Below are 26,467 nucleotides of genomic sequence, written 5' to 3' on the forward strand. Positions count from 1 at the left end.
GAGAGGGATGGCGCATACAGGAAACCCCGGTGAGAGAGGCCGAAGGCCAATTCATGACCATGACTGATCCGATCGCGGACATGCTGACGCGTCTGCGTAACGCGAACTCGGCGTACCACGACACCGTGGCGATGCCGCACAGCAAGATCAAGTCTCACATCGCGGAGATTCTCCAGCAGGAGGGCTTCATCACGGGCTGGAAGGTCGAGGACGCCGAGGTCGGCAAGAACCTCGTCCTCGAGCTGAAGTTCGGCCCGAACCGTGAGCGCTCCATCGCGGGCATCAAGCGGATCTCCAAGCCCGGTCTCCGGGTTTACGCGAAGTCCACCAACCTGCCCAAGGTCCTTGGCGGCCTCGGCGTGGCGATCATCTCCACGTCGCACGGTCTTCTGACCGGTCAGCAGGCAGGCAAGAAGGGCGTAGGTGGGGAAGTCCTCGCCTACGTCTGGTAGTCGGGAACGGAGGAAAAGCTAATGTCGCGTATTGGCAAGCTCCCCATCACGGTTCCCGCCGGCGTGGACGTCACCATCGACGGCCGTACGGTGCAGGTGAAGGGCCCCAAGGGAACCCTCTCGCACACCGTCGCCGCACCGATCGAGGTTGCTAAGGGCGAGGATGGCGTGCTCAACGTCACCCGCCCCAACGACGAGCGTCAGAACAAGGCCCTGCACGGCCTGTCCCGCACGCTGGTGGCGAACATGATCACCGGCGTGACCACGGGTTACGTGAAGAAGCTCGAGATCAGCGGTGTCGGTTACCGCGTCCTGGCGAAGGGCTCCAACCTGGAGTTCTCGCTCGGCTACAGCCACCCGATCCTGATCGAGGCCCCCGAGGGCATCACCTTCAAGGTGGAGTCCGCGACCAAGCTTTCGGTCGAGGGCATCGACAAGCAGAAGGTCGGCGAGGTTGCGGCCAACATCCGCAAGCTGCGCAAGCCCGACCCGTACAAGGCCAAGGGTGTCAAGTACGAGGGCGAAGTCATCCGCCGCAAGGTCGGAAAGGCGGGTAAGTAAGCCATGGCATACGGTACGAAGATCGCTAAGGGCGACGCTTACAAGCGTGCGGCCATCAAGCGTCGTCACATCCGGATCCGTAAGAAGGTCACGGGTTCGGCTGAGCGTCCGCGCCTGGTCGTGACGCGCTCCAACCGCAACATCGTCGCCCAGGTGATCGACGACGTGAAGGGTCACACCCTCGCGTCGGCGTCCACCCTGGACACGTCGATCCGCGGTGGCGAGGGCGACAAGTCCGCGCAGGCCAAGCAGGTCGGGGCCCTGGTCGCCGAGCGCGCCAAGGCCGCGGGCATCGAGGCCGTCGTGTTCGACCGTGGTGGTAACCAGTACGCCGGGCGCATCGCCGCCCTGGCGGACGCCGCCCGCGAAGCCGGACTCAAGTTCTGAGCTTCCGTAGCTAGCGGAAAGAGAGAGGTAATCCAATGGCTGGACCCCAGCGCCGCGGAAGCGGTGCCGGTGGCGGCGAGCGGCGGGACCGGAAGGGTCGCGACGGTGGCGCATCTGCCGCCGAGAAGACCGCGTACGTTGAGCGCGTTGTCGCGATCAACCGCGTCGCCAAGGTTGTGAAGGGTGGTCGTCGCTTCAGCTTCACCGCGCTCGTCGTGGTAGGCGATGGTGACGGCACCGTGGGTGTCGGTTACGGCAAGGCCAAGGAAGTTCCGGCCGCCATCGCCAAGGGCGTCGAGGAGGCCAAGAAGAACTTCTTCAAGGTCCCCCGCATCCAGGGCACCATCCCGCACCCGATCCAGGGTGAGAAGGCGGCTGGCGTCGTCATGCTCAAGCCGGCTTCCCCCGGTACCGGCGTTATCGCCGGTGGCCCGGTGCGTGCCGTGCTCGAGTGCGCCGGCGTGCACGACATCCTGTCGAAGTCGCTCGGCTCGTCCAACGCGATCAACATCGTGCACGCGACCGTGACGGCCCTCAAGGGCCTGCAGCGTCCCGAGGAGATCGCGGCCCGCCGTGGTCTGCCGCTCGAGGACGTCGCCCCCGCGGCTCTGCTCCGTGCGCGTGCTGGGGCGGGTGCGTAATGACCCGCCTTAAGATCACGCAGACGAAGTCGTACATCGGCAGCAAGCAGAACCACCGTGACACGCTGCGCACGCTCGGCCTCAAGCGGCTGAACGACAGCGTCGTCCGGGAGGCTCGCCCCGAGGTCGTCGGCATGGTCCACACCGTGCGTCACCTCGTCAAGGTCGAGGAGGTCGACTGACATGGCGGAGCAGAACCCGCTGAAGGTCCACAACCTCCGTCCTGCCCCGGGTGCCAAGACCGCCAAGACCCGTGTCGGTCGTGGTGAGGCGTCCAAGGGTAAGACCGCTGGTCGTGGTACCAAGGGCACCAAGGCCCGTTACCAGGTTCCGGAGCGCTTCGAGGGTGGCCAGATGCCCCTCCACATGCGTCTCCCGAAGCTCAAGGGCTTCAAGAACCCGTTCAAGACCGAGTACCAGGTCGTGAACCTTGACAAGCTGGCCGCGCTCTACCCGCAGGGTGGCGAGGTCACGGTGGCCGATCTGGTCGCCAAGGGCGCCGTTCGCAAGAACAGCCTGGTCAAGGTCCTCGGTCAGGGCGAGGTTTCCGTGGCGCTGCAGGTGACGGTTGACGCCGTCTCCGGCTCCGCCAAGGAGAAGATCGCCGCCGCTGGTGGCACCGTCACCGAGCTCGTCTGAGCCCGATGATCTGAACGATCCCACCGGGGATGCCCATCACAAATGGGGCATCCCCGGTTGGTCGTTCCGGGGGACGACGCGCGCCGGTAAGGTGGCGTGCGTTGTTGCTGTAATTCGATCTGGGACTTCGGTCCCGGGCCGCGTGGTCCGTCCGTTCGGCAGACTCCGCGGCTCTTGTCTGTCCATAAACGTCGATCCTCAAGACCGTCACCTCTGACGCAGTAGCGCGGGGGTCGCAGGAGGCACCGTGCTCACCGCGTTCGCCCGGGCGTTCCAAACTCCCGACCTGCGCAAGAAGCTGCTCTTCACACTCGGCATCATCGTGGTCTACCGCTTCGGGGCGCACATTCCGCTGCCCGGCGTGAGTTACACGAACATTCAGGCATGCCTGGACCGAGCCGATACCGGCGGTCTCATGGGCCTGATGCAGATGTTCAGTGGTGGCGCGCTGCTCCAGGTCACCATCTTCGCGCTGGGCATCATGCCCTACATCACCGCGAGCATCATTCTGCAGCTGCTGACCGTGGTGATCCCGCGCCTTGAAGCCCTCAAGAAGGAGGGCCAGTCCGGCCAGGCGAAGATCACGCAGTACACGCGTTATCTGACCGTCGCCCTCGCCGTCCTGCAGGGCACCGGCCTGGTGGCCACCGCCCGCAGCGGCGCACTGTTCCCGGGTTGCCCGGAGGCCGGACAGATCGTCCCCGACCAGTCGATCTTCGTCACCGTCACCATGGTCATCACGATGACCGCCGGTACGGCCACCGTCATGTGGCTCGGTGAGCTCATCACCGACCGCGGCATCGGCAACGGCATGTCGATCCTGATGTTCATCTCCATCGCCGCCGGCTTCCCCGGCGCGCTGTGGGCCATCAAGGAGCAGGGCTCGCTGGCCAACGGCTGGATTGAGTTCGGCATCGTGATCCTGGTGGGCCTCTTCATGGTCGGCCTGGTCGTCTTCGTCGAGCAGGCCCAGCGCCGTATCCCGGTCCAGTACGCGAAGCGCATGATCGGCCGCAGGTCGTACGGCGGCACGTCCACGTACATCCCGCTGAAGGTCAACCAGGCGGGCATCATCCCGGTCATCTTCGCCTCGTCGCTGCTCTACATCCCGGCGCTGATCGTGCAGTTCTCCGGCTCGACTTCCGGATGGGCGCGCTGGATCCAGGACAACCTGGCCGACAGCGGCGCGACGCCGCACCTGATCCTGTACTTCCTGTTGATCGTGTTCTTCGCCTTCTTCTATGTGGCGATCTCGTTCAACCCCGAGGAAGTCGCTGACAACATGAAGAAGTATGGTGGCTTCATCCCGGGCATCCGGGCTGGTCGACCCACCGCTGAGTATCTGAGCTACGTGCTCAACCGGATCACCTGGCCGGGGTCGCTGTATCTGGGCCTGATCGCTCTTGTGCCGACAATGGCGTTGGCGGGCTTCGGCGCGAACCAGAACTTCCCGTTCGGCGGGACGAGCATCCTCATCATCGTGGGTGTGGGTCTGGAAACCGTGAAGCAGATCGAAAGCCAGCTCCAGCAGCGCAATTACGAAGGGTTCCTCCGCTGATGCGTATCGTCCTCGTTGGACCGCCAGGAGCTGGCAAGGGCACGCAAGCCGCGTACCTCGCCAAGAACCTCGCGATCCCGCACATCTCCACGGGCGACCTCTTCCGCGCCAACATCAGCCAGGGCACTGAGCTGGGCAGGCGTGCTAAGACGATCATGGACGCCGGTCAACTGGTGCCGGACGAGGTCACCATTGACATGGCCAAGGACCGCATGGAGCAGCCGGACGCCGCTGGTGGCTTCCTGCTCGACGGCTTCCCGCGCAATGTGCCGCAGGCCGAGGCGCTGGACGAGTTCCTCAAGTCCGAGGGCCAGCAGCTGGACGCGGTGCTCGACCTCGAGGTTCCCGAGGACGAGGTCGTCAAGCGCATCGCCGGGCGGCGGATCTGCCGCAAGGACAGCGCGCACGTCTTCCACGTCACGTACAGCCCGCCGAAGACCGCGGATGTCTGTGACGCCTGTGGCGGCGAGCTCTACCAGCGCGGTGACGACAGCGAGGAGACGGTGCGCACCCGGCTCGACGTCTACCACGAGCAGACGGAGCCGATCATCGACCACTACCGGGCCCAGGGTCTGGTGGTCACCATCTCCGCGCTCGGTGAGGTCGCCGATGTGACCGAGCGGGCGATGGCCGCGCTGAAGCAGTCCGACGAGAGCTGAGCCAGCGCCAGTACGTCCCCTACGGCCGCGGTGACCGAACAGTCACCGCGGCCGTAGTGTTAGCAAGTGGCGGTTGCGGTGGTGACCGCGTAAAGACCATGACCGTGAATCTGGAAGGCAAGCCCCGATGGTGGAGATCAAGACTCCCGAGCAGATCGCCAAGATGCGTGCGGCGGGACTGGTCGTCGCCGCCATCCACCAGGCCACGCGTGCGGCGGCGGTGCCCGGCGCCACCACCAAGGACCTGGACGACGTGGCGCGCAAGGTGCTGGCCGAGCACGGCGCCAAGTCGAACTTCCTCGGGTACGGCGGCTTCCCCGCCACCATCTGCACGTCGGTGAACCAGGTCGTGGTGCACGGCATCCCCAGCGAGGAGACCGTCCTCAAGGACGGCGACATCATCTCCATCGACGCGGGCGCGATCATCGAGGGCTGGCACGGTGACGCGGCGTACACCGCCTTCGTCGGGTCCGGGCACGCCCCCGAGCTGGTGGAGCTCTCCCGGGTGACCGAGGAGTCCATGTGGGCCGGGATCGCGGCCATGAAGCTGGGCAACCGGCTGGTGGACATCTCCAAGGCCATCGAGACGTACATCCGCCGCCAGCCCCGTCCGGCCAGCGGCAAGTACGGCATCATCCAGGACTACGGCGGCCACGGCATCGGCAGCCAGATGCACATGGAGCCGCACGTCCTGAACTACGTCGAGCGCCGCCGTGGCCGTGGGCCCAAGCTGGTGCCCGGTACGTGCCTGGCCATCGAGCCGATGGTGAGCCTGGGCACCGCCCGCACCGAGGTGCTTGAGGACGACTGGACCGTGGAAACCACGGACGGCACCTGGTCCTCGCACTGGGAGCACTCCATCGCGCTGACGGAGCAGGGCCCGCTGGTCCTGACGGCGCCGGACTGCGGCAGGGCGAAGCTGGCGGAGTACGGAATCACGGCCGCGCCGGACCCGCTGGGCTGAGCTGGGCCTGGCCCCTGCCTGGCGCCTGCCTGGCCTGTGCCTGGCCTGCGTCTTGCTTAACGATCTTGTCAGCGGGGCATCCTTCCTCGATTCGTCTTTCCGAGGTCCCTGACGTAGACTGACTCGTCGGCTCTCGTGCATCCGTGTGTCTGCATGTGCGCACGAGGTCGATCAAGGTAGTCGATTCGAAGGGCGAAGCGTGGCCAAGAAGCAAGGTGCCATCGAGATCGAGGGCACTGTCGTCGAGTCTCTGCCGAACGCCATGTTCAAGGTTGAGCTCCAGAACGGCCACCAGGTCCTGGCACACATCAGCGGCAAGATGCGTATGCACTACATCCGCATCCTCCCTGACGACCGGGTCGTGGTGGAGCTGTCTCCGTACGACCTCACCCGTGGCCGGATCGTCTACCGCTACAAGTAGATCTTGCCTGTGCCCCGCGTCCGCGGGGTGGTGGCACTGACCCGGAGAACCTCACCCACATGAAGGTCAAGCCGAGCGTCAAGAAGATCTGCGACAAGTGCAGGGTGATCCGCCGTCACGGCCGGGTCATGGTTATCTGCGACAACCCGCGCCACAAGCAGCGCCAGGGCTGACGCACCTACTGCACCCGCAGAACTTCGCGCGACGCAAGCGAAATGTACATACGCAGGACCCGTCCCTCTCTGTAACGGAGGGCGACACCCCCGGCTCGGAGGCCGGGGACCCAGTCCGTACCACCGCTTCGAAGGAAGTGGTCGGCGGTTGGGAGCGGTGCTGCGGAAGACCTCCGAGAATCAACTGGAGCCATTGAATGGCACGCGTTTCCGGTGTCGACATCCCGCGTGACAAGCGCGTCGAGGTCGCCCTCACCTACGTGTTCGGCATCGGCCGGACTCAGTCCCAGCGGACTCTCGCCGAGACCGGCGTGAACCCCAACACCCGCGTTCGTGACCTGTCCGAAGAGGACCTGGTCAAGATCCGTGAGTACGTGGACGCCAACCTCCGTACCGAGGGTGACCTCCGCCGCGAGATCCAGGCCGACATCCGCCGCAAGGTCGAGATCGGCTGCTACCAGGGTCTGCGTCACCGCCGTGGCCTGCCCGTTCACGGTCAGCGCACCAGCACCAACGCCCGCACCCGCAAGGGCCCGCGTCGCGCCATCGCCGGTAAGAAGAAGCCGGGCAAGAAGTAGTCCTCAGCGGACCCCCGCCAGCGGTCTTCGCTGTAGGACCGACCACCTCCCTGTAGGAGATTTAGATGCCCCCCAAGGGTCGTCAGGGCGCTGCCAAGAAGGTGCGCCGCAAGGAAAAGAAGAACGTCGCTCACGGCCACGCGCACATCAAGAGCACGTTCAACAACACGATCGTGTCCATCACGGACCCGACCGGCAACGTGATCTCGTGGGCCTCCGCGGGCCACGTGGGCTTCAAGGGCTCGCGTAAGTCGACTCCGTTCGCCGCGCAGATGGCCGCCGAGTCGGCTGCCCGTCGCGCGCAGGAGCACGGCATGCGCAAGGTCGACGTCTTCGTCAAGGGTCCCGGTTCCGGCCGTGAGACCGCGATCCGCTCCCTCCAGGCCACCGGCCTCGAGGTCGGCTCGATCCAGGATGTCACCCCCACGCCGCACAACGGCTGCCGTCCCCCCAAGCGCCGTCGCGTCTGACGTACATCGTCTGACGCACGTCGTCTGATGCATGTCACCTGACACGCGTCGCTTGATCTGAGGTTCCGGGCGGTATGGCTCTTTCGGGCCGTATCGCCCGTACCCTTGTGTAGTACTCCATGGGCATCAAATAGCGGGTGCCCCTGACTGAAGGAATCCACGCATGCTGATCGCTCAGCGTCCGTCGTTGACCGAAGAGGTCGTCGACGAGTTCCGGTCCCGGTTCGTGATCGAGCCGCTGGAGCCGGGCTTCGGCTACACCCTCGGCAACTCCCTGCGCCGTACGCTCCTCTCCTCGATCCCGGGTGCGGCGGTCACGTCCATCCGTATCGACGGTGTCCTGCACGAGTTCACCACCGTGCCGGGCGTCAAGGAGGACGTCACCGACCTGATCCTCAACATCAAGCAGCTGGTCGTCTCCTCGGAGCACGACGAGCCGGTCGTGATGTACCTGCGCAAGCAGGGCCCGGGTCTGGTCACCGCCGCCGACATCGCGCCCCCGGCCGGTGTCGAGGTGCACAACCCCGACCTCGTCCTCGCCACGCTGAACGGCAAGGGCAAGCTGGAGATGGAGCTGACCGTCGAGCGCGGTCGTGGCTACGTCTCCGCCGTCCAGAACAAGCAGGTGGGCCAGGAGATCGGCCGTATCCCGGTCGACTCCATCTACTCGCCGGTGCTCAAGGTCACGTACAAGGTCGAGGCGACCCGTGTCGAGCAGCGCACCGACTTCGACAAGCTGATCGTCGACGTCGAGACCAAGCAGGCCATGCGTCCGCGTGACGCCATGGCGTCGGCCGGTAAGACCCTGGTCGAGCTGTTCGGTCTGGCCCGCGAGCTCAACATCGACGCCGAGGGCATCGACATGGGCCCGTCCCCGACGGACGCCGCCCTCGCCGCTGATCTCGCGCTGCCGATCGAGGAGCTCGAGCTCACCGTTCGCTCGTACAACTGCCTCAAGCGTGAGGGCATCCACTCCGTGGGTGAGCTCGTGGCGCGCTCCGAGGCCGACCTGCTCGACATCCGCAACTTCGGTGCGAAGTCGATCGACGAGGTCAAGATGAAGCTCAACGGCATGGGCCTGGCCCTCAAGGACAGCCCTCCCGGCTTCGACCCCACCGCCGCCGCTGACGCCTTTGGCGCCGACGACGACGCGGACGCCGGTTTCGTCGAGACCGAGCAGTACTGAGCACCGTCCAGTACTGAAAACTTCCCCGGGGCGACCGCCTCGGGGGAACTGACACCGGTACCTCACACGGCCGGTGCAGCAAAGAAGGAGAAAGACCATGCCGAAGCCCGCCAAGGGCGCCCGTATGGGCGGCAGCGCTTCGCACGAGAAGGCGATGCTGGCGAACCTCGCCAAGTCGCTGTTCGAGCACGGCCGGATCACCACCACCGAGGCCAAGGCGCGCCGTCTGCGCCCGGTCGCGGAGCGCCTGATCACCAAGGCGAAGAAGGGTGACCTTCACAACCGCCGCCAGGTGCTGGCAACCATCACCGACAAGAGCATCGTGCACACGCTCTTCACGGAGATCGGCCCGCGTTACGAGAACCGCCCGGGTGGTTACACCCGTATCACCAAGATCGGTAACCGCCGTGGCGACAACGCGCCCATGGCTGTCATCGAGCTGGTCGAGGCGCTGACCGTGCAGCAGACCGCTGTCGGTGAGGCCGAGGCCGCCACCAAGCGTTCCGCCAAGGACGCCGCTGGTGACGAGGCCGTCGCCGACCTCAAGAAGGACGAGGTCGTCGAGGACGCCAAGCCTGAGGCCGCGGCTGAGACCGAGGCCAAGGACGCCTGAGCGTTCTGAGGTCCATCGGGCGGGCCCGCATCCCTTCGGGGGTGCGGGCCCGTTCCGCTGTCTTGAGGTTTTGAGAGGATCTACGGGTGAGTGACGAAGTAGAGCCCGGATTCGTACGGGTGCGGCTGGACCTTTCCTACGACGGCAGGGACTTCTCCGGCTGGGCCAAGCAGCGCCAGGGGCAGCGCACCGTACAGGCGGAGATCGAGGACGCGCTGCGCACGGTGACGCGGTCGCAGGAGACGTACGAGCTGACGGTCGCCGGGCGTACGGACAGCGGGGTGCACGCCCGCGGGCAGGTGGCCCATGTCGATCTGCCCGCCGAGCTGTGGGCTGAGCACCGCGAGAAGCTGCTCCGCAGGCTCGCTGGGCGACTGCCGCACGATGTGCGGGTCTGGCGGGTGGCCGAGGCACCGAGCGGCTTCAACGCGCGGTTCTCGGCGATCTGGCGGCGCTACGCCTATCGCGTCACCGATCACCCCGGTGGCGTCGACCCGCTGCTGCGCGGCCACGTGCTCTGGCACGACTGGGAGCTGGACGTCGACGCGATGAACGCGGCGGCGGAGAAGCTGGTCGGGGAGCATGACTTCGCGGCGTACTGCAAGAAGCGCGAGGGAGCGACCACCATCCGTACCCTCCAGCGGCTGAGCTGGGAGCGCGGGGCGGACGGGATCATCACCGCGACCGTGAAGGCGGACGCCTTCTGCCACAACATGGTGCGCTCGCTGGTCGGCGCGATGCTGTTCGTGGGCGACGGGCACCGGCCGGTGGAGTGGCCCGCGAAGGTGCTGGCCGCGGGGGTGCGGGACTCCGCCGTCCATGTGGTGCGGCCGCATGGGCTGACCCTGGAGGAGGTCGGCTATCCCGCGGACGATCTCCTCGCGGCGCGCAACCTGGAGGCACGGAACCGGCGGACGCTGCCTGGGGCCGGGGCCGGGGCTGGGTGCTGCTGAGCGGGCTCAGGCGGTGGCGGGGGAGCGGACCGCCGCCGATGCCTGGGCCTCGCCGCGGGCCCGGATCTGCTGGAAGGCGAACAGCGCGAGGTCGTCCCCGGCGGTGAAGACCGGCTTGTCGGACGTGGTCACGTCCTTGCCGTTGGTGAAGCCGGTGATGGTGAAGTAGGCGTAGCGGCCGTAGGAGTTGGTCGTCTTACGGCAGAGCGAGGTCTCGCAGAAGGCGGGGACGCTGGCGCCGGACAGCGACCGGAGGTTGCCGCCGTCGGCCTGCTTCTTGGCCTGGAGCGCCTGCTTCTCGCTGTCGAAGACGGCGATGCCGACGGTGACCGCGATCCCGTCCTTCTGGTAGCTGGTGCGGAAGACCTGCTCGCAGTCGTTCTTGGTGAGTACGGTGCCGAGGTCACCCTGGGTGGCGTCGGCGCACTTGTCGGTGGTGTCGGTGGCGCCGCGCTGGTAGACCGTGCCGTCGTTCTTGGTGTGGTTCCCGCTCGGGAAGAGGGTGTCGGCGCTCAGCGGCGCCTTGTCCTTCTCGGCGCTCGATATGAACTCCTTGGGGTCCGGCGGGGGCGGCGGCTCGGTCTCCGCGAAGGACGGCGCGGGCGAGTCGGTGTTGCTCGGGAGCGTGGCGGACGGCGGCAGCTGCCCCGACGGCTTGTTCGCGGACGTCTCGCCGCTGTTCGCCGAGATGACGGCGAACGCGACCACGGAGCCCACGGCGGCCGTGGCCAGCGCGCCTCCACCGATCAGCAGCCACCTGCGGCGCCGGGCACGGGCCTCGGACGCCTCGGCGAGCGCCGCCCAGTCGGGCGCGGGACCGGAGGGCGGCGCGCCCTGCGGCCCGGCATACGGGTCGGGCTGCTGCGGACCCGGGTAGCCGCCGGGCGGACTCCAGCTGGGAGGTCCCGCTGGTCCGTGTTCTCCCCCTGGGCCCGACTGCGGCCCCCCTTGCCCAAAGCTCATGCGCCGCATCCTAGAGCCTGGGCCGGGAGCCGCCGCCAGGGTCGGGGGTATGCCAGGAGGCAGGTAAGATGTCCGCTGGCAGTGCCGTGAGGCATGCGCGCGTTTTGACCCGTACGGGCCAGCGCGGGTATTCTGCTAGTTCGTTATGTGTATTGGCTTTCTCATTCTCACGTGAGGGGCCCTTACACCGGCCCACCGGGCCGATGACCAGCGGCAGGACTCGGTTGCGTCACCGATGTCCGCCAGGGCTGTCGTACATCGTCCGTGGTGGCCTTGTCAGGACCCACTCACTGAAGAAGCGAAGGCTACGACCGTGCGTACGTACAGCCCCAAGCCCGGCGATGTCACTCGCCAGTGGCACATCATCGACGCGCAGGACATCGTCCTGGGCCGTCTGGCGACTACGGCAGCGAACCTCCTCCGGGGCAAGCACAAGCCGACCTATGCCCCCCACATGGACATGGGCGACTTCGTCATCATCGTCAACGCCGACAAGGTTCACCTGTCCGGCAACAAGAAGACCCAGAAGATGGCGTACCGCCACTCCGGCTACCCGGGCGGCCTCCGCTCGGTGCGCTACGACGAGCTGCTCGCCAAGAACCCCGAGAAGGCCGTCGAGAAGGCCATCAAGGGCATGATCCCCAAGAACACCCTGGGTCGTCAGATGCTCTCGAAGCTGAAGATCTACTCGGGCGACCAGCACCCGCACGCTGCCCAGCAGCCGGTGCCGTTCGAGATCACCCAGGTCGCGCAGTAATACCGGCCACAGCCCCTAAGACGTACAGAAAGATCTGAGGAGAATCGTGGCCGAGACCACCGTTGAGCAGCCGGTCGAAGAGACCGAGATCGCCGACGTCGAGCAGTACACGACCGAGTCCGAGGTGCCCCTTGAGGGCGAGTACACCTCGGAGTCGATGGCCTCCGCGTTCGGCGAGCCGCAGCCGGCCGCCGGCCTGGGCCGTCGCAAGAACGCCATCGCCCGCGTCCGGATCGTCCCGGGCACCGGCAAGTGGAAGGTCAACGGGCGCACGCTCGAGGACTACTTCCCGAACAAGGTCCACCAGCAGGAAGTCAACGAGCCCTTCAAGGTGCTCGAGCTGGACGGCCGCTACGACGTCGTCGCCCGCATCTCGGGTGGCGGCGTCTCCGGTCAGGCCGGTGCGCTCCGTCTCGGTGTCGCCCGCGCGCTGAACGAGGCCGACGTCGACAACAACCGCGGCGCCCTCAAGAAGGCCGGTTACCTCAAGCGTGACGACCGTGCGGTCGAGCGCAAGAAGGCCGGTCTCAAGAAGGCCCGTAAGGCTCCGCAGTACAGCAAGCGCTAATCGCTGGCTGCTTGGACCACTCGTTCGCCCCGGCGGCACGTTGCGTGCCGCCGGGGCGTTCGTGCTTCATTTTCGGAGCTACCCGATCGGTGTACCTCCGAGGCTTCAGACACGTTCGGAGGACATCAGTGGGACGACTCTTCGGCACGGACGGTGTGCGCGGTGTCGCCAACGCGGATCTGACGGCCGAGCTCGCGCTCGGACTCTCCGTGGCAGCGGCTCATGTACTCGTTGAGGCGGGCACGTTCGAAGGCCATCGGCCGGTCGCGGTGGTCGGGCGTGACCCGCGCGCGTCCGGGGAGTTCCTGGAGGCCGCGGTGGTCGCGGGCCTGGCCAGCGCGGGTGTGGACGTGCTGCGCGTCGGCGTGCTGCCGACCCCCGCGGTGGCGTATCTCACCGGCGCGCTCGGCGGCGACCTCGGCGTGATGCTCTCCGCGAGCCACAACGCCATGCCGGACAACGGCATCAAGTTCTTCGCCCGTGGTGGTCACAAGCTGGCCGACGAGCTGGAGAACCGCATCGAGGCCCTGTACGAGCAGCACCGCACCGGTGCGCCCTGGCAGCGCCCGACCGGTGCGGACGTCGGCCGGGTCCGCGCGTACGACGAGGGCTTCGACCAGTACATCGCGCACCTCATCGGCGTACTGCCGAACCGTCTCGACGGCCTGAAGATCGTGCTTGACGAGGCGCACGGCGCCGCGGCCCGGGTCTCGCCCGAGGCGTTCGCGCGGGCCGGGGCCGAGGTCATCACGATCGGCGCCGAGCCGGACGGCCTGAACATCAACGACGGCTGCGGCTCCACCCACCTGGGGCTGCTCAAGGCCGCCGTCGTCGAGCACGGCGCCGACCTCGGCATCGCACACGACGGCGACGCGGACCGCTGCCTGGCCGTCGACCACACCGGCGCCGAGGTCGACGGCGACCAGATCCTCGCCGTACTGGCCCTGGCGATGCGGGAGCGCGGCGCGCTGCGCGAGAACATGGTCGTCGCCACCGTCATGTCGAACCTGGGCTTCAAGCTGGCCATGGAGCGCGAGGGCGTCGACCTGATCCAGACCGCCGTCGGTGACCGGTACGTACTGGAGTCGATGAAGGAGCACGGCTACGCGCTCGGTGGCGAGCAGTCCGGGCATGTGATCATCCTCGACCACGCGACGACCGGCGACGGCACCCTGACCGGGCTGATGCTGGCGGCCCGGGTCGCGGCCACCGGGCGCACGCTCGCGGACCTGGCCTCGGTCATGGAGCAGCTGCCGCAGGTGCTGATCAACGTCCCGGACGTGGACAAGTCCCGGGTGTCGACCTCGGCGGAGCTCGCCGCGGCGGTCACCGAGGCGGAGCGGGAACTCGGTGCGACGGGGCGGGTGCTGCTGCGGCCGTCCGGTACGGAGCCGCTGGTGCGGGTGATGGTCGAGGCCGCGGATATCGAGCAGGCGCGGTCGGTGGCGGGGCGGTTGGCCGATGTGGTGAAGTCGGCGCTTGGGTAAGCCGTGTGACCTGGTGTCATGATGCTGCCCCGCCTAGGAGTTGATCCTGGGCGGGGCAGCGTTGCGTTGTGAGCGTGGCGCGATGTGGCGTCAGAGTTTGCGGAGGCTCAGGCGTTGGACCTTGTGGTCGGGGCCCTTGCGTACGACCAGTGTGGCGCGGCCGCGGGTCGGGGCGACGTTCTCCACCAGGTTGGGCTTGTTGATGGTGCGCCACATCGTGCGCGCGTAGTCGAGCGCCTCCTCCTCGGAGACCTCGGTGTGCCGGTGGAAGTACGAGTCGGGGTTCTGGAACGCCGTCTGACGGAGTTTCTTGAACCGGTTGAGATACCAGTTCTCGATGTCCTCGGCCTTGGCGTCGACGTACACGCTGAAGTCGAAGTAGTCGGCCAGACCGACTCTGGTGCGGCCGTCCTTGCCGGGCAGGGCGGGCTGTAGGACGTTCAGCCCCTCCACGATGAGGATGTCCGGGCGTCGTACGGTCAGCCGCTGGCCCGGGACGATGTCGTAGATCAGGTGGGAGTAGACCGGTGCGGTGACCTCGTCCTTGCCCGCCTTGATGTCGGCCACGAAGCGGGTGAGGGCCCGTCGGTCGTACGACTCCGGGAACCCCTTCCGTGACGTGAGCCCGCGTGCCTTGAGCTCCTTCATGGGGAGCAGGAAGCCGTCCGTGGTGACCAGCTCGACCCGGGGGTGCTCGGGCCAGCGGGCCAGCAGCGCCTGGAGGAGGCGGGCGACGGTCGACTTGCCGACCGCGACCGAGCCCGCGACGCCTATCACGAAGGGCGTGCCGTGCTGTGTTCCGTGGCCGTTGCCCGCGTCGCCGAGGAAGGTGTTCAGTGCGCCGCGCAGGCCGTCGGTCGCGCCGACGTACAGGTTGAGCAGCCGGGAGAGCGGCAGGTAGACGTCTCGTACCTCGTCGAGGTCGATGACGTCACCGAGGCCGCGCAGCCGCTCCACCTCGCTGGCGGTGAGCGGCAGCGGTGTCTTGTCGCGCAGGGCGCTCCACTCGGTGCGGGTCAGGTCGACGTAGGGCGTCGACTCCGCGCGGCGGTGGGCACTGCGGGGCGGCGAAGTGATCACCCTTCATTGTCGCGGGTGGATGAACGGCATGGCGGGTGTCGTATGTCACGCGGGTGTTGCTCTGGGCATGGACCGGGACGGGCGTAGGGGGATAGCGTCCGCGGCACCGGGGGTGTCGATCTGGAGGCCCCCGCATGTACGCGCGCGTTGTCCGTGATCTCGTCCGTCGAAAACCAGCTGGTCAGTCTCCCTCGGCGGGGTTCTCCGGAGAGGTGTGCAGCGAACTGGCGCTGGACCTTCCGGATGAGGATCTGGTCGAGGACCTGGGCGACTGCCTCGACCTGTACGAGATGGGCAGCAAGCCGCGCTGCGAGGAAGCGGAATACCTTGCCCTCGTCCAGGACGCGGTGGACCGCATAGCCCGCGGTCGCTGAACGTTCTGCCCCTCCTGCTTGGCCTGACCGTCCTGCTGGGATTCGCGCCGTAGGCTGCCCGCGTGTGCGAGTCGAGTGAGCGGAGAGCGGGCAAGTGATCATCGGGGTGGGGATCGACGTCGCGGAGATCGAGCGCTTCCGGGTGTCTATGGAGCGCACACCGGGGCTCGCGGACCGGCTTTTCGTGGAGCATGAGCTGCTGCTCCCCAGCGGTGAACGGCGCGGGGTGGCCTCGCTGGCCGCACGCTTCGCGGCCAAGGAGGCGCTGGCGAAGGCGCTGGGCGCGCCTGCGGGCCTCCTCTGGACCGACGCCGAGGTGTACGTCGAGGACAGCGGCCAGCCCCGCCTGCGGGTACGCGGCAGCGTGGCACGGCGGGCGGCGGAGCTCGGGGTGCAGGGCTGGCATGTGTCGCTGAGCCATGACGCGGGGGTGGCGTCGGCGGTGGTGGTGGCGGAGGGGTAGCTCGCGGTGGGCGCGGGTGGGGGTGAGTGTGGGTGCGGGTGTGTGTCAGTGCTGTGCGGCAGACTCGGGGCATGCGTACTGCGTACTGCGTGGAGACGGTCAGGGCCGCCGAGCGGGAGCTGATGGCGCGGGTGCCCGAGGGGACGCTGATGCGGCGGGCGGCGGCCGGGCTCGCGGTCGCCTGTGCCGAGCTGCTGGGGCGGGTGTACGGGGCCCGGGTCGTGCTGCTCGTGGGCAGCGGGGACAACGGCGGGGACGCGCTGTACGCCGGGGCGCGACTCGCGCGGCGCGGGGCGGGCGTGACGGCGGTGCTGCTCGCGCCGGAGCGTACGCACGCTGGGGGGCTGGCCGCGCTTCGGGGGGCGGGGGGTGGCGTGGTGTCCGCGGAGGGCGTGGCGGATGCGGAAGGTGCGGCGGATGCGGAAGGTGCGGCGGTCGCGGAGGCTGTGGGGGGCGTGCTGCGGCGGGCTGACCTCATTGTGGACGGGATCGTCGGGATCGGTGGGCGGGGTGGGCTGCGGCCCGGTGCCGCCCGGCTCGCCGCCCTGGTCGCGGGCGCGCGGAGTTCCGGTGCGGTCGTCGTCGCCGTGGATCTGCCCAGCGGCGTCGAGGCGGATACCGGTGAGGTGCGGGGGGACGCGGTGCGTGCGGACGCGACGGTGACCTTCGGGACGTACAAGCCGGGGCTGCTGATCGACCCCGCGCGGACGTACGCGGGCGCGGTGCGGCTGGTCGACATCGGGCTGTCGCTGCCGGATGCTCCGGATGGATCGCATGCCCCGGATGGATCGAATGCGCCGGATGGATCGAATGCGCCGGACGTTCAGGCGTTGCAGTACGCCGATGTGGCCGCCCTGCTGCCGGAGCCGGGCGCGGCGAGCGACAAGTACCGGCGGGGCGTCGTCGGTATCGCGGCGGGCTCGGCGCGCTATCCGGGTGCGGCGGTGCTCGCGGTGGCGGGCGCCGTGCGTGGTGGGGCGGGGGCTGTGCGGTACGTGGGGCCCGCGGCGGACGCGGTGCTCGCTCGCTATCCGGAGTCGCTGGTGTCGGCGGGGCCGCCGTCGAAGGCGGGGCGGGTGCAGGCGTGGGTCGTCGGGCCCGGGCTCGGTGACGACGCCGAGCGGCTGGCGGACGTGCTGGGGTGCGACGTGCCGGTGCTGGTTGACGCGGACGGGCTGCGGCTCGCCGATCCGGCGGCGGTGCGGGGCCGTCGGGCGCCTACGGTGCTGACGCCGCACGCGGGGGAGGCGGCGGCGCTGCTGGGGGTGTCGCGGGCGGAGGTCGAGGGGGCGCGGTTGGCGGCTGTGCGGGAGCTGGCGGAGGTGTATGCGGCGACGGTTCTGCTGAAGGGGGATACGACGTTGGTGGCGGAGCCCGCGGAGGGCCGTCACCGTCCGGTGCGGGTCAACCCGACGGGTACGCCGTGGCTGGCGACGGCCGGGAGCGGTGACGTGCTGTCCGGCCTCGCGGGGTCGCTGCTCGCGGCGGGGCTCGCGCCAGTGGACGCCGCGTCGGTGGGGGCGTACGTGCATGGGCTCGCGGCGCGGCATGCGGCGGCGGGCGCGGGCACGGGGGGTGGCGGTGCCGCGGGTGGTGGCGGTGCGGCGGGTGGTGTCGGTGCGGCGGTGGGTGCGCCGGTGAGCGCGCACGATGTCGCGGACGCGGTCCCCGAGGCCTGGCGCGACGTACGGCGCAGCTGAGCGTAGCCGCGTAGCCGCGTAGCCGCGGCGCCGTACGTCGGCGCGTGGTTGCCGGTGGTGGCGGCTGCGGGAGGGGCGGCGGGGGGCTCTGAGAGACTGGGCGCGATGAACGAGACATCCTTGCGCGTCCGCGCCGAGATCGATTTGGCCGCCCTGCGGGCCAATGTGCGGGCTTTGCGCGCCCGCGCGCCCCGTGCCGAGTTCATGGCCGTGGTGAAGGCGGACGCGTACGGGCACGGCATGCTGCCCTGTGCCAGGGCCGCGCTCCAGGCGGGTGCGAGCTGGGTGGGCACCGCGACCCCCGAGGAGGCGCTCGCCCTGCGTGCCGCGGGGATCGGGCCTGAGCAGGCCCGGGTGTTGTGCTGGCTGTGGACGCCCGGCGGACCCTGGCGCGAGGCGATCGAGGCCGATATCGAGGCGTCGGTGAGCGGGATGTGGGCGCTGCGCGAGGTCACGGCGGCGGCTCGCGCCCTGGGGCGTACGGCCCGAGTGCAGCTCAAGGCCGACACCGGCCTGGGCCGTAACGGCTGCCAGCCCGCGGACTGGGCGGAGCTGGTGGAGGCCGCGCTGAAGGCCGAGGCGGAGGGTTCGGTCAAGGTCACCGGCATCTGGTCGCACTATGCCTGTGCGGACGAACCCGGCCATCCCTCGATCGCCGCCCAGACGGCCGCCTTCGAGCGGGCGCTTGGCTACGCGGAGACGGCGGGCCTCCGTCCCGAGGTGCGGCATATCGCGAACTCGCCCGCGACTCTGACGCTCGCCGAGTCGCACTATGACCTGGTGCGGCCCGGCATCGCGATGTATGGCGTGTCGCCGAGCCCGGAGGTGGGCGTGCCGGAGGACTTCGGGTTGCGGCCGGTGATGACCCTTGAGGCCTCGTTGGCGTTGGTGAAGCATGTTCCGGCGGGGCATGGTGTGAGTTACGGACATCACTTCGTCACCCCGGGCGACACGACCCTCGGTCTAGTGCCCGTCGGCTACGGTGACGGACTGCCGCGCCACGCGTCCGGCCGTGGTCCGGTGCTGGTCGGCGGCAAGCTGCGGACGGCGGCGGGGCGGATCGCGATGGACCAGTTCGTTGTCGATCTGGGTGGCGATGAGCCGCGGGTGGGGGAGTCGGCCGTACTGTTCGGCCCGGGGGACCGGGGTGAGCCGACCGCCGAGGACTGGGCGCGGGCCGCGGGCACCATCGCGTACGAGATCGTGACGCGCATCGGATCGCGGGTCCCGCGCGTCTATGTGAACGAGCGCGCCGAAGGTTAACCAGCTACGAGGAGCGGGCACAGTGAGCGAGACCAGTACGGGGGACGCGATCGCTCTGGCGGGCTCGGCCGCCGACAACTGGCGCCGGGCCGGTGTCGCCGGTGTCGCGGTGGGTGTGGTCGCCGCGGGCGCGGCGGCCGGTGTCGCGGTCGAGCGGCTCACCGTCGGGCGTGACATCCGCAGGAAGGCCAGGCTCGCGCTGGACTCCACGGGCCCGTACGGCACCCTGCGCGGCACTCCCGGCAGGGCGCGGGCGGAAGACGGCACCGAGCTGCACTACGAGGTGGACGAGGTCGACCCGTCGAACGGCGTCGCGCGGCGGCGCAGGCGGTTGTTCGGGCGGAAGTCTCCGGCCCCGGTCACCGTGGTGTTCAGCCACGGGTACTGCCTCAGTCAGGACTCCTGGCACTTTCAGCGGGCCGCCCTGCGCGGTGTCGTACGCGGGGTGTACTGGGACCAGCGCAGCCACGGGCACTCGGAGCGCGGCCGCGCGCAGACCCCCGAGGATGGCAAACCGAGTGTGCCGGTCAACTTCGAGCAACTGGGCCGCGACCTCAAGGCGGTGATCGACGCGGCCGCGCCCGAGGGGCCGCTGGTGCTGGTTGGGCACTCGATGGGCGGCATGACGATGATGGCGCTGGCCGACCAGTTCCCTGAGTTCGTCCGGGACCGGGTGGTCGGGGTCGCCTTCATCGGTACGTCGTCGGGGAAGCTCGGCGAGGTCAGCTACGGCCTGCCGGCCGTGGGCGTCAACGCCGTACGGCGGGTGCTCCCCGGAGTGCTGAAGGTGCTCGGCTCGCGGGCGGAGCTGGTGGAGCGCGGTCGGCGGGCGACGGCGGATCTCTTCGCGGGCATCGTCAAGCGCTACTCGTTCGCGTCCAAGGACGTGGACCCGGCCGTCGCGCGGTTCGCGGAGCGGCTGATCGAGGCGACGCCGATCGATGTGGTCGCGGAGTTCTATCCGGCGTTCGTCGAGCACGACAAGGCGGACGCGTTGAAGCACTTCACCGGGCCCAAGTACGCGATCCCGGTGCTCGTCCTGGCCGGGGACCGGGACCTGGTCACGCCGAGCGAGCACAGTGAGGTCATCGCGGACGCGCTGCCGAACGCGGAACTGGTGATCGTGCCGGACGGCGGGCACCTGGTGATGCTGGAGCACCCGGAGGCGGTCTCGGACCGGCTGGGGGACCTGCTCGTCCGCGTGGGAGCTCTCCCGGCGGCCACTGGCGCTACCGTGACTCACTATGGAAGCACCGCACAGCCCGGCGCCCGCTGACGCCGCCACGCTCGCCGACACCTTCGGGCCCGCCGTCAACACGGCAGGGCTCACCCTTCACTCTCCCGAGGAGATGCGGGAGTTGGGGCGCCGCCTGGCGAAACTGCTGCGCCCCGGTGACCTCGTGATGCTGACCGGCGCGCTCGGAGCCGGGAAGACGACGCTGACCCGTGGGCTCGGCGAGGGTCTGGGCGTACGGGGTGCCGTCACCTCGCCGACCTTCGTGATCGCCCGGGTGCACCCCCCGCTGGGTGACGGACCGCCGCTGGTGCATGTGGACGCGTACCGGCTTGGTGGCGGTCTGGACGAGATGGAGGACCTGGACCTTGATGTCTCGCTGCCGGACTCGGTGATCGTCGTGGAGTGGGGCGAGGGCAAGGTCGAGGAACTGTCGGATGACCGGCTGCACCTGGTGATCGACCGCGCCACCGGCGACGCGGAGCATGATCACGACGACGTACGGAAGGTCACGCTGGCCGGTGTGGGCGAGCGGTGGGCGGACGCGGACCTGGCGGCGCTCGCCCTCTGAACGTTCCGACTTTCCGACAAGGCGTCGGCAAGATATTGCGCCTCTGACATCCGGCGTGTTCCTATGGTACCGAGAGCTGGTTAGGTATGCCTAACTCGCTTGCCCTCGGAGTTCAGGAGGCATTCATGCCGACGCCGGAACGTGAGACACGGCCGCAGCCGCGAGCGCTGTCGATGAGAGACCTGCTGGCGTCGTGCGCGGCCGCGAAGGCGGTGTCCACCCCGCCGCGGCCGCCGGAGCGGCGGCGTGAGGAGCCGGACACCGCGGGCCAGCGGCGAAAGGACGCCGCCTGACGCCTGGCGGCCGTCCGACACTCGGCGGTCGCCTGACGCCTGGCCGCTGTCTGATGCGCGGTCTGATGCCTGGCCGCTGTTTGATGCCTGGCGCCTGACTACGGGACCACGACCACCGTCTTGTTGATCGTGGCGAACTTCCACATCGCCCTGCCGTCCGCCCGGGCCTGCCGGACGCCGCCCGTCTGCTGTTCCGGATCGGGCGGTGGCGTGGAGCCGTCCACCGCGGCGCTGAAGCCGACCGTCACCCCGTCGACGCTCGCGAAGCGCACCACGTTCTCGATCGGTACGCCGTCGGACCCCGTGATCGAACCGGACCGCGAGGTGACCGTGTGCTCGCCGAGCGGCGGGTCGACCGTGCTCGGCGTGACCCGGTAGGTGCGCGTCACCTCGCCGTCCGCGCCGACCAGCCAGACCCGGTCGGTGCCCAGCGCGTACACCACGCGCTCGCCCGTGCCGGAGTCGGCCGGGAGCGCCTTCGGGTCCGCCTTCTCGTCCTTGGCGCCCGCGGGGGCCTTCGAGGCGCTCGCGGAGTCCTTCACCACGGGTTTGCCCAGGGTGTCGGGGACGTTCGCCGATGCCTGGTAGGCGAGGAAGCCGACCACCGCGACGGCTGCGGCGGTGAGCCCGGCCACGAATCCCGAGCTGCTGCGTGCCACCGTGCATCCACCTCTCATACGTACGTGAGTGGTGACGGTAGCAGCCACCGCCCGCCTGTTCGGGGCGCCGTGCCCCCGTCCGCCAAGCCGTAGGCTGTTCGCGTGCTCTTGCTCGCTCTGGATACCGCCACTCCCGCCGTCACCGTCGCCCTGCACGACGGCTCGTCGGCCCTCGCCGCGTCGAGTCAGGTGGACGCCCGCCGCCATGGGGAGCTGCTGCTCCCGGCCGTCGACCGGGTGCTCGCCGACGCGGGTCTCAACCTGGACGCGGTCACCGCGCTGGTCGTCGGGACCGGCCCGGGACCGTACACCGGACTGCGCGTCGGCCTGATGACGGCCACGGCCTTCGGCTCCGCGCTCGGCGTCCCCGTGTACGGACTGTGCACCCTGGACGGGCTGGCGTACGCCTCCGGGCTGGACGGCCCCTTCGCGGTCGCGACGGACGCGAGACGCAAGGAGGTCTACTGGGCGCGCTACGCCTCGGCCCGTACGAGAACCACCGAACCCGCCGTGGACCGGCCCGCCGACATCGCGGCCGAGCTCGCGGGGCTGCCGGTGGTGGGCGCGGGCGCGCTGCTGTACCCGGAGGCCTTCCCGGACGCGCGCGAACCCGAGCACGTATCGGCCGCCGCGCTCGCCTCGCTGGCCGCCGCGCGGCTGGCGGCGGGCGAGGAGCTGCCCGAGCCGCGGCCGCTGTATCTGCGCCGCCCGGACGCGCAGGTCCCCAAGAACTACAAGGTGGTCACCCCCAAGTGACCGCCGCCACCTCTGCGAACGCCACCTCCGCGCAGCCCGTACTGCGTGAGATGCGCTGGTGGGACCTGGCCGCCGTGCTGCGTCTCGAGCGCGAGCTGTTCCCCAACGACGCCTGGTCCAAGGGCATGTTCTGGTCCGAGCTCGCCCATGCGCGCGGGCTGGGGGCGACCCGGCACTATGTCGTCGCCGTGGTGCCGGGTGCGGCCGACGGCGAGGAAGGCGCTCAGGAGGGCGCCGGGGAAGGCGCCGGGGAAGGTGCTCAGGAGGGCGGTGGCGAGCGGCTCGTGGGGTACGCGGGCCTGGCCGCCGCGGGCGGGCTCGCCGACGTACAGACCATCGCGGTCGCCCGCGACCACTGGGGCACCGGACTCGGCGCCGAGCTCCTCACCGACCTGCTCAAGCACGCCACCGCCTTCGAGTGCGGCGAGGTGCTGCTCGAGGTGCGCGTCGACAACACCCGCGCGCAGAAGCTCTACGAGCGCTTCGGCTTCGAGCCGATCGGCTTCCGGCGCGGCTACTACCAGCCGGGCAATGTGGACGCACTGGTCATGCGCCTGACCCTGGAACCGCACGAAGAGATGAAGGCTGATGGCTGACGAACCCCTGGTACTCGGCATCGAGACGTCCTGCGACGAGACCGGAGTCGGCATCGTCCGCGGCACCACCCTGCTCGCGGACGCGATCGCCTCCAGCGTCGACGAGCACGCGCGCTTCGGCGGTGTGGTGCCCGAGGTCGCCTCGCGCGCCCACCTGGAGGCGATGGTCCCGACCATCGAGCGCGCCCTGAAGCAGGCGGGCGTCTCGGCCCGCGACCTGGACGGCATCTCGGTTACGGCGGGCCCTGGGCTGGCCGGTGCCCTGCTGGTCGGCGTATCGGCGGCCAAGGCGTACGCGTACGCGCTCGGCAAGCCCCTGTACGGCGTCAACCACCTGGCCTCGCATATCTGTGTGGACCAGCTGGAGCACGGGGCGCTTCCGGAGCCGACGATGGCGCTGCTGGTGTCCGGCGGTCACTCGTCGCTCCTGCTGTCGTCCGACATCACCTCAGACGTCCGCCCGATGGGCGCGACCATCGACGACGCGGCGGGCGAGGCCTTCGACAAGATCGCCCGCGTGCTGCACCTCGGCTTCCCCGGCGGCCCGGTCATCGACCGGTACGCGCGCGAAGGGGACCCGAACGCGATCGCCTTCCCGCGCGGTCTCACCGGCCCGCGTGACCCGGCGTACGACTTCTCTTTCTCCGGTCTGAAGACGGCCGTGGCCCGCTGGATCGAGGCGAAGCGGAACGCGGGCGAGGACGTGCCCGTACGTGATGTGTCGGCGTCCTTCCAGGAGGCGGTCGTCGACGTCCTGACCCGTAAGGCCGTCCGTGCCTGCAAGGACGAGGGTGTCGACCATCTGATGATCGGCGGCGGCGTCGCGGCCAACTCCCGTCTGCGCGCGCTGGCTCAGGAGCGCTGTGAGCGGGCCGGAATCACGCTCCGGGTGCCGCGGCCTGGCCTGTGCACGGACAACGGTGCGATGGTCGCGGCCCTGGGCGCGGAGATGGTCGCGCGGAACCGGGCGCCCTCGGACTGGGACCTGTCGGCGGACTCGTCGCTGCCGGTGACGGATCCGCATGTGCCGGGCGACACCCACACCCACACGCACGCTCAGGCCCACTCCCACTCCCACGATCACGTCCACGAGACGAGCAAGGACAACCTGTACTCATGACCGTCGCGTTGATGTGGGAGGCGCGGGCCCTCGACGGCCACGGCGCGGAGTTGCTCGCCTGGGTCAACAGCCAGCACCTGGAGGGCAGTCCGCAGCGCCGGGAAATCCTCACGGCCCCCGGCGACCGGGTCCTCGTCATCACCTGGTGGGACGCCCCGTACGACGCCCCCCTCCCCGAACTCCCCGAGCCAGGTCCGGACCTGATCAGCCGTCCGGTCCACCGCTGGCGCTTCGCGTCCCACGGCGTCACGACGCCGGGGGAGTAGACCTCGTCAGTAACTTCTTTGGTCCAGACCTATTGACCGGTGGTCTGGACCTTTCTATTCTCACCGCACTGCGGTGAGTGCGTTTTCAACGAAACGTTCAACTAGGCGTGCTCACGGACGGCGCAGCGTTCCACCGCCCCTGTCGTCCCCCACCCGAGGAGCACGCCTTGAGTACGAGCCCCGGCACCCCGCCACGCAGAAAACGCTTCCGGCACAGAGCTACCGCGGCTGTCGCCACCCTGACTCTCCCGCTCGCCGCCCTCGTCGGCCTGGCCTCGCCCGCGCAGGCCGCCGAGGAGGTGACGGCCACCTACAGCAAGACGCAGGACTGGGGTACCGGGTTCGAGGGCAAGTGGACGATCAAGAACACCGGCACCACGACGCTCAACTCCTGGACCGTCGAGTGGGACTTCCCCTCCGGTACGAAGGTGACCTCGGCCTGGGACGCCACCGTCACCAACTCCGGTAACCACTGGACCGCCAAGAACAAGGGCTGGAACGGCACGCTGACGCCGGGGGCGTCGGTCTCGTTCGGGTTCAACGGCAGCGGGGACGGCGCGCCGGACAACTGCGAGCTCAACGGCGCTTCCTGCGACGGTGGCGGGGAGGTTCCGGGCGACAACCCGCCGTCGGCGCCCGGCACTCCGACCGCGTCCGGCATCACCGACACCTCCGCGAAGCTCTCGTGGTCCGCGGCCACCGACGACAAGGGCGTCAAGAACTACGACGTCCTGCGGGGCGGCTCCGTGGTCGCCACGGTCACCGGCACCTCGTACACGGACACCGGGCTGACCGAGGGGACCGACTACTCGTACAGCGTCCAGGCCCGCGACACCGCCGGCCAGACGGGTCCGGTCAGCGGGTCCGTCACGGTGCGGACGACGGGTGGCGACCCCGGCCCCGGTCCTGGCCCCGGCGACAAGATCAACCTCGGGTACTTCACCGAGTGGGGCGTCTACGGGCGCAACTACCACGTCAAGAACCTGGTGACCTCGGGCTCGGCCGAGAAGATCACGCACATCAACTACAGCTTCGGCAACGTCCAGGGTGGCAAGTGCACCATGGGCGACTCGTACGCCGCCATCGACAAGGCGTACACCGCCGACCAGTCGGTCAGCGGCAAGGCCGACACCTGGGACCAGCCGCTGCGCGGCAACTTCAACCAGCTGCGGCAGCTCAAGGCCAAGTACCCGGACATCAAGGTGCTGTGGTCGTTCGGCGGCTGGACCTGGTCCGGTGGCTTCGGTGACGCGATGAAGAACCCGGCCGCCTTCGCCAAGTCCTGCTACGACCTGGTCGAGGACCCGCGCTGGGCCGACGTCTTCGACGGCATCGACCTGGACTGGGAGTACCCGAACGCCTGTGGTCTGTCCTGTGACGACAGCGGTCCCGCGGTCTTCAAGGACATGATGAAGGCGATGCGGGCCGAGTTCGGCAGCGGCAACCTGGTCACGGCCGCGATCACCGCCGACGCCTCCGACGGCGGCAAGATCGACTCGGCGGACTACGCGGGCGCCGCGCAGTACAGCGACTGGTACAACGTCATGACCTACGATTTCTTCGGCGCCTGGGCGAAGAACGGCCCGACCGCTCCGCACTCGCCGCTGACCTCGTACCCCGGTATCCCGCAGGACGGCTTCAACTCCGCGGACGCCATCGCCAAGCTCAAGGCCAAGGGTGTACCGGCCGAGAAGCTGCTGCTCGGCATCGGCTTCTACGGGCGCGGCTGGACGGGCGTCACGCAGTCGGAGCCGGGTGGCTCGGCCACCGGACCGGCCACGGGTACCTATGAGTCGGGCATCGAGGACTACAAGGTCCTCAAGGGCAAGTGCCCGGCCAACGGCACCATCGCCGGCACGGCGTACGCGCACTGCGGCAGCGACTGGTGGAGCTACGACACCCCGTCGACGATCGCCGGAAAGATGACCTGGGCCAAGAACCAGGGACTCGGCGGCGCCTTCTTCTGGGAGTTCAGCGGTGACACCGCGAACGGTGAGCTGGTGAGCGCGATCGGCAATGGCCTGAAGTAGGCGGTCGCGCGGGTTGAGTGAGGCTGAGTGAG

Annotated in this window: 34 protein-coding genes; 31 read left to right on the forward strand and 3 right to left on the reverse strand. The window is 69.1% G+C overall.

Features of this window, described 5'->3' with window-relative positions; translation table 11 throughout:
• Positions 1 to 53 precede the first annotated feature (53 nt).
• The 16 genes from rpsH (at position 54) to truA (ending at position 10,255) form a co-directional block, all read left to right on the forward strand.
• Positions 54 to 452, forward strand: coding sequence for a 30S ribosomal protein S8 (rpsH, locus tag GCN81_RS22840; protein ID WP_018528360.1), 399 nt, complete (start codon positions 54 to 56; stop codon positions 450 to 452).
• Positions 453 to 473: 21 nt separating this feature from the next.
• Positions 474 to 1,013, forward strand: coding sequence for a 50S ribosomal protein L6 (gene rplF, locus GCN81_RS22845; protein WP_156722929.1), 540 nt, complete (start codon positions 474 to 476; stop codon positions 1,011 to 1,013).
• 3 nt (positions 1,014 to 1,016) lie between these two features.
• Positions 1,017 to 1,400 (forward strand): 50S ribosomal protein L18, encoded by a 384-nt coding sequence (rplR, locus tag GCN81_RS22850; RefSeq protein WP_156722931.1) that lies wholly within the window; start codon positions 1,017 to 1,019, stop codon positions 1,398 to 1,400.
• Between the two features lie 35 nt (positions 1,401 to 1,435).
• Positions 1,436 to 2,041: a 30S ribosomal protein S5 gene (gene rpsE / locus GCN81_RS22855; RefSeq protein WP_156722933.1), complete on the forward strand. Its 606-nt coding sequence runs from the start codon at positions 1,436 to 1,438 to the stop codon at positions 2,039 to 2,041.
• Positions 2,041 to 2,223 carry a 50S ribosomal protein L30 gene (rpmD, locus tag GCN81_RS22860; protein ID WP_156722934.1) on the forward strand — a complete coding sequence of 61 codons (183 nt, stop codon included), beginning with the start codon at positions 2,041 to 2,043 and terminating at the stop codon, positions 2,221 to 2,223. Before rpsE ends, rpmD begins: the two co-directional genes overlap by 1 nt.
• Before the next feature lies 1 nt (position 2,224).
• Positions 2,225 to 2,680, forward strand: a complete 456-nt coding sequence (rplO, locus tag GCN81_RS22865; protein ID WP_156722936.1) for a 50S ribosomal protein L15 — start codon at positions 2,225 to 2,227, stop codon at positions 2,678 to 2,680.
• Between the two features lie 247 nt (positions 2,681 to 2,927).
• Positions 2,928 to 4,238: a preprotein translocase subunit SecY gene (gene secY / locus GCN81_RS22870; protein ID WP_156722938.1), complete on the forward strand. Its 1,311-nt coding sequence runs from the start codon at positions 2,928 to 2,930 to the stop codon at positions 4,236 to 4,238.
• On the forward strand, positions 4,238 to 4,897 hold the full coding sequence (locus GCN81_RS22875; RefSeq protein ID WP_156722940.1) for an adenylate kinase: 660 nt from the start codon (positions 4,238 to 4,240) through the stop codon (positions 4,895 to 4,897). The genes secY and GCN81_RS22875 overlap by 1 nt, the downstream gene beginning before the upstream one ends.
• A 127-nt stretch (positions 4,898 to 5,024) precedes the next feature.
• A complete protein-coding gene (map, locus tag GCN81_RS22880; protein ID WP_156722941.1) occupies positions 5,025 to 5,861 on the forward strand; it encodes a type I methionyl aminopeptidase in 837 nt (278 codons plus the stop codon).
• A gap of 199 nt (positions 5,862 to 6,060) precedes the next feature.
• Positions 6,061 to 6,282 carry a translation initiation factor IF-1 gene (gene infA / locus GCN81_RS22885; RefSeq protein WP_003948620.1) on the forward strand — a complete coding sequence of 74 codons (222 nt, stop codon included), beginning with the start codon at positions 6,061 to 6,063 and terminating at the stop codon, positions 6,280 to 6,282.
• A gap of 59 nt (positions 6,283 to 6,341) precedes the next feature.
• Positions 6,342 to 6,455, forward strand: coding sequence for a 50S ribosomal protein L36 (rpmJ, locus tag GCN81_RS22890; RefSeq protein WP_003974245.1), 114 nt, complete (start codon positions 6,342 to 6,344; stop codon positions 6,453 to 6,455).
• A gap of 197 nt (positions 6,456 to 6,652) precedes the next feature.
• Positions 6,653 to 7,033: a 30S ribosomal protein S13 gene (rpsM, locus tag GCN81_RS22895; RefSeq protein WP_156722943.1), complete on the forward strand. Its 381-nt coding sequence runs from the start codon at positions 6,653 to 6,655 to the stop codon at positions 7,031 to 7,033.
• 65 nt (positions 7,034 to 7,098) lie between these two features.
• Positions 7,099 to 7,503, forward strand: coding sequence for a 30S ribosomal protein S11 (rpsK, locus tag GCN81_RS22900; RefSeq protein ID WP_003948617.1), 405 nt, complete (start codon positions 7,099 to 7,101; stop codon positions 7,501 to 7,503).
• A gap of 163 nt (positions 7,504 to 7,666) precedes the next feature.
• Complete coding sequence (locus GCN81_RS22905) at positions 7,667 to 8,689, forward strand: DNA-directed RNA polymerase subunit alpha (protein ID WP_016645160.1); 1,023 nt, start codon at positions 7,667 to 7,669, stop codon at positions 8,687 to 8,689.
• A 97-nt stretch (positions 8,690 to 8,786) separates the two neighbouring features.
• Positions 8,787 to 9,302 carry a 50S ribosomal protein L17 gene (gene rplQ / locus GCN81_RS22910; protein ID WP_156722945.1) on the forward strand — a complete coding sequence of 172 codons (516 nt, stop codon included), beginning with the start codon at positions 8,787 to 8,789 and terminating at the stop codon, positions 9,300 to 9,302.
• 86 nt (positions 9,303 to 9,388) lie between these two features.
• On the forward strand, positions 9,389 to 10,255 hold the full coding sequence (gene truA, locus GCN81_RS22915; protein WP_156722947.1) for a tRNA pseudouridine(38-40) synthase TruA: 867 nt from the start codon (positions 9,389 to 9,391) through the stop codon (positions 10,253 to 10,255).
• Positions 10,256 to 10,261: 6 nt separating this feature from the next.
• On the opposite strand, the gene GCN81_RS22920 is transcribed toward truA, so the two are convergent.
• The gene (locus GCN81_RS22920) at positions 10,262 to 11,218 is read right to left on the reverse strand and encodes a hypothetical protein (protein ID WP_156722949.1); all 957 of its coding nucleotides are present in this window, start codon (positions 11,216 to 11,218) and stop codon (positions 10,262 to 10,264) included.
• 313 nt (positions 11,219 to 11,531) lie between these two features.
• On the opposite strand from GCN81_RS22920, the gene rplM reads away from it, so the two are divergent.
• From rplM to glmM, 3 genes are all read left to right on the forward strand, one after another.
• The gene (gene rplM / locus GCN81_RS22925) at positions 11,532 to 11,975 is read left to right on the forward strand and encodes a 50S ribosomal protein L13 (protein ID WP_156722951.1); all 444 of its coding nucleotides are present in this window, start codon (positions 11,532 to 11,534) and stop codon (positions 11,973 to 11,975) included.
• 46 nt (positions 11,976 to 12,021) lie between these two features.
• Positions 12,022 to 12,543, forward strand: coding sequence for a 30S ribosomal protein S9 (gene rpsI / locus GCN81_RS22930; RefSeq protein ID WP_156722953.1), 522 nt, complete (start codon positions 12,022 to 12,024; stop codon positions 12,541 to 12,543).
• 128 nt (positions 12,544 to 12,671) lie between these two features.
• Positions 12,672 to 14,030 (forward strand): phosphoglucosamine mutase, encoded by a 1,359-nt coding sequence (glmM, locus tag GCN81_RS22935; protein WP_156722955.1) that lies wholly within the window; start codon positions 12,672 to 12,674, stop codon positions 14,028 to 14,030.
• A 90-nt stretch (positions 14,031 to 14,120) separates the two neighbouring features.
• Here glmM and coaA read toward each other — a convergent pair whose 3' ends face one another.
• A complete protein-coding gene (coaA, locus tag GCN81_RS22940; protein ID WP_156722957.1) occupies positions 14,121 to 15,110 on the reverse strand; it encodes a type I pantothenate kinase in 990 nt (329 codons plus the stop codon).
• 134 nt (positions 15,111 to 15,244) lie between these two features.
• Between coaA and GCN81_RS22945 the strand changes: the two genes are divergently transcribed.
• From GCN81_RS22945 to GCN81_RS31990, 7 genes are all read left to right on the forward strand, one after another.
• Positions 15,245 to 15,484, forward strand: a complete 240-nt coding sequence (locus GCN81_RS22945) for a hypothetical protein (protein ID WP_156722959.1) — start codon at positions 15,245 to 15,247, stop codon at positions 15,482 to 15,484.
• A 94-nt stretch (positions 15,485 to 15,578) separates the two neighbouring features.
• Positions 15,579 to 15,947 (forward strand): holo-ACP synthase, encoded by a 369-nt coding sequence (locus GCN81_RS22950; RefSeq protein ID WP_156722961.1) that lies wholly within the window; start codon positions 15,579 to 15,581, stop codon positions 15,945 to 15,947.
• Between the two features lie 71 nt (positions 15,948 to 16,018).
• Positions 16,019 to 17,647 (forward strand): NAD(P)H-hydrate dehydratase, encoded by a 1,629-nt coding sequence (locus GCN81_RS22955; RefSeq protein WP_156722963.1) that lies wholly within the window; start codon positions 16,019 to 16,021, stop codon positions 17,645 to 17,647.
• Between the two features lie 105 nt (positions 17,648 to 17,752).
• Positions 17,753 to 18,910, forward strand: a complete 1,158-nt coding sequence (alr, locus tag GCN81_RS22960; RefSeq protein ID WP_156722965.1) for an alanine racemase — start codon at positions 17,753 to 17,755, stop codon at positions 18,908 to 18,910.
• A 22-nt stretch (positions 18,911 to 18,932) separates the two neighbouring features.
• Positions 18,933 to 20,186, forward strand: a complete 1,254-nt coding sequence (locus GCN81_RS22965; RefSeq protein WP_156722967.1) for an alpha/beta fold hydrolase — start codon at positions 18,933 to 18,935, stop codon at positions 20,184 to 20,186.
• Positions 20,155 to 20,715: a tRNA (adenosine(37)-N6)-threonylcarbamoyltransferase complex ATPase subunit type 1 TsaE gene (gene tsaE, locus GCN81_RS22970; protein WP_156722969.1), complete on the forward strand. Its 561-nt coding sequence runs from the start codon at positions 20,155 to 20,157 to the stop codon at positions 20,713 to 20,715. Before GCN81_RS22965 ends, tsaE begins: the two co-directional genes overlap by 32 nt.
• A gap of 125 nt (positions 20,716 to 20,840) precedes the next feature.
• Complete coding sequence (locus tag GCN81_RS31990) at positions 20,841 to 21,008, forward strand: hypothetical protein (protein ID WP_197287518.1); 168 nt, start codon at positions 20,841 to 20,843, stop codon at positions 21,006 to 21,008.
• A 98-nt stretch (positions 21,009 to 21,106) separates the two neighbouring features.
• Here the strand turns inward: GCN81_RS31990 and GCN81_RS22975 are convergent, their stop codons facing one another.
• Complete coding sequence (locus GCN81_RS22975) at positions 21,107 to 21,667, reverse strand: hypothetical protein (protein ID WP_156722971.1); 561 nt, start codon at positions 21,665 to 21,667, stop codon at positions 21,107 to 21,109.
• Positions 21,668 to 21,769: 102 nt separating this feature from the next.
• On the opposite strand from GCN81_RS22975, the gene tsaB reads away from it, so the two are divergent.
• The 5 genes from tsaB (at position 21,770) to GCN81_RS23000 (ending at position 26,435) form a co-directional block, all read left to right on the forward strand.
• Positions 21,770 to 22,423: a tRNA (adenosine(37)-N6)-threonylcarbamoyltransferase complex dimerization subunit type 1 TsaB gene (tsaB, locus tag GCN81_RS22980; RefSeq protein ID WP_156722972.1), complete on the forward strand. Its 654-nt coding sequence runs from the start codon at positions 21,770 to 21,772 to the stop codon at positions 22,421 to 22,423.
• Positions 22,424 to 22,473: 50 nt separating this feature from the next.
• Positions 22,474 to 23,019 carry a GNAT family N-acetyltransferase gene (locus tag GCN81_RS22985; RefSeq protein WP_156723409.1) on the forward strand — a complete coding sequence of 182 codons (546 nt, stop codon included), beginning with the start codon at positions 22,474 to 22,476 and terminating at the stop codon, positions 23,017 to 23,019.
• The gene (tsaD, locus tag GCN81_RS22990; RefSeq protein WP_156722974.1) at positions 23,012 to 24,139 is read left to right on the forward strand and encodes a tRNA (adenosine(37)-N6)-threonylcarbamoyltransferase complex transferase subunit TsaD; all 1,128 of its coding nucleotides are present in this window, start codon (positions 23,012 to 23,014) and stop codon (positions 24,137 to 24,139) included. The genes GCN81_RS22985 and tsaD overlap by 8 nt, the downstream gene beginning before the upstream one ends.
• Positions 24,136 to 24,405, forward strand: a complete 270-nt coding sequence (locus tag GCN81_RS22995; RefSeq protein WP_156722976.1) for a hypothetical protein — start codon at positions 24,136 to 24,138, stop codon at positions 24,403 to 24,405. The genes tsaD and GCN81_RS22995 overlap by 4 nt, the downstream gene beginning before the upstream one ends.
• Positions 24,406 to 24,572: 167 nt before the next feature.
• Positions 24,573 to 26,435, forward strand: coding sequence for a glycoside hydrolase family 18 chitinase (locus tag GCN81_RS23000; RefSeq protein WP_156722977.1), 1,863 nt, complete (start codon positions 24,573 to 24,575; stop codon positions 26,433 to 26,435).
• Positions 26,436 to 26,467: the final 32 nt, after the last annotated feature.

The organism is Streptomyces apocyni, from assembly GCF_009739465.1.
Lineage (GTDB): Bacteria > Actinomycetota > Actinomycetes > Streptomycetales > Streptomycetaceae > Streptomyces > Streptomyces apocyni.

Bases quoted from the DNA above. Each gene is read 5' to 3' on its own strand.
- rpsH (WP_018528360.1), top strand. From the start codon at position 54: ATGACCATGACTGATCCGATCGCGGACATGCTGACGCGTCTGCGTAAC.
- rplF (WP_156722929.1), top strand. From the start codon at position 474: ATGTCGCGTATTGGCAAGCTCCCCATCACGGTTCCCGCCGGCGTGGAC.
- rplR (WP_156722931.1), top strand. From the start codon at position 1,017: ATGGCATACGGTACGAAGATCGCTAAGGGCGACGCTTACAAGCGTGCG.
- rpsE (WP_156722933.1), top strand. From the start codon at position 1,436: ATGGCTGGACCCCAGCGCCGCGGAAGCGGTGCCGGTGGCGGCGAGCGG.
- rpmD (WP_156722934.1), top strand. From the start codon at position 2,041: ATGACCCGCCTTAAGATCACGCAGACGAAGTCGTACATCGGCAGCAAG.
- rplO (WP_156722936.1), top strand. From the start codon at position 2,225: ATGGCGGAGCAGAACCCGCTGAAGGTCCACAACCTCCGTCCTGCCCCG.
- GCN81_RS22875 (WP_156722940.1), top strand. From the start codon at position 4,238: ATGCGTATCGTCCTCGTTGGACCGCCAGGAGCTGGCAAGGGCACGCAA.
- map (WP_156722941.1), top strand. From the start codon at position 5,025: ATGGTGGAGATCAAGACTCCCGAGCAGATCGCCAAGATGCGTGCGGCG.
- rpmJ (WP_003974245.1), top strand. From the start codon at position 6,342: ATGAAGGTCAAGCCGAGCGTCAAGAAGATCTGCGACAAGTGCAGGGTG.
- rpsM (WP_156722943.1), top strand. From the start codon at position 6,653: ATGGCACGCGTTTCCGGTGTCGACATCCCGCGTGACAAGCGCGTCGAG.
- rpsK (WP_003948617.1), top strand. From the start codon at position 7,099: ATGCCCCCCAAGGGTCGTCAGGGCGCTGCCAAGAAGGTGCGCCGCAAG.
- GCN81_RS22905 (WP_016645160.1), top strand. From the start codon at position 7,667: ATGCTGATCGCTCAGCGTCCGTCGTTGACCGAAGAGGTCGTCGACGAG.
- rplQ (WP_156722945.1), top strand. From the start codon at position 8,787: ATGCCGAAGCCCGCCAAGGGCGCCCGTATGGGCGGCAGCGCTTCGCAC.
- GCN81_RS22920 (WP_156722949.1), bottom strand. From the start codon at position 11,218: ATGAGCTTTGGGCAAGGGGGGCCGCAGTCGGGCCCAGGGGGAGAACAC.
- GCN81_RS22945 (WP_156722959.1), top strand. From the start codon at position 15,245: ATGTACGCGCGCGTTGTCCGTGATCTCGTCCGTCGAAAACCAGCTGGT.
- GCN81_RS22955 (WP_156722963.1), top strand. From the start codon at position 16,019: ATGCGTACTGCGTACTGCGTGGAGACGGTCAGGGCCGCCGAGCGGGAG.
- alr (WP_156722965.1), top strand. From the start codon at position 17,753: ATGAACGAGACATCCTTGCGCGTCCGCGCCGAGATCGATTTGGCCGCC.
- tsaE (WP_156722969.1), top strand. From the start codon at position 20,155: ATGGAAGCACCGCACAGCCCGGCGCCCGCTGACGCCGCCACGCTCGCC.
- GCN81_RS31990 (WP_197287518.1), top strand. From the start codon at position 20,841: ATGCCGACGCCGGAACGTGAGACACGGCCGCAGCCGCGAGCGCTGTCG.
- GCN81_RS22985 (WP_156723409.1), top strand. From the start codon at position 22,474: ATGCGCTGGTGGGACCTGGCCGCCGTGCTGCGTCTCGAGCGCGAGCTG.
- tsaD (WP_156722974.1), top strand. From the start codon at position 23,012: ATGGCTGACGAACCCCTGGTACTCGGCATCGAGACGTCCTGCGACGAG.
- GCN81_RS22995 (WP_156722976.1), top strand. From the start codon at position 24,136: ATGACCGTCGCGTTGATGTGGGAGGCGCGGGCCCTCGACGGCCACGGC.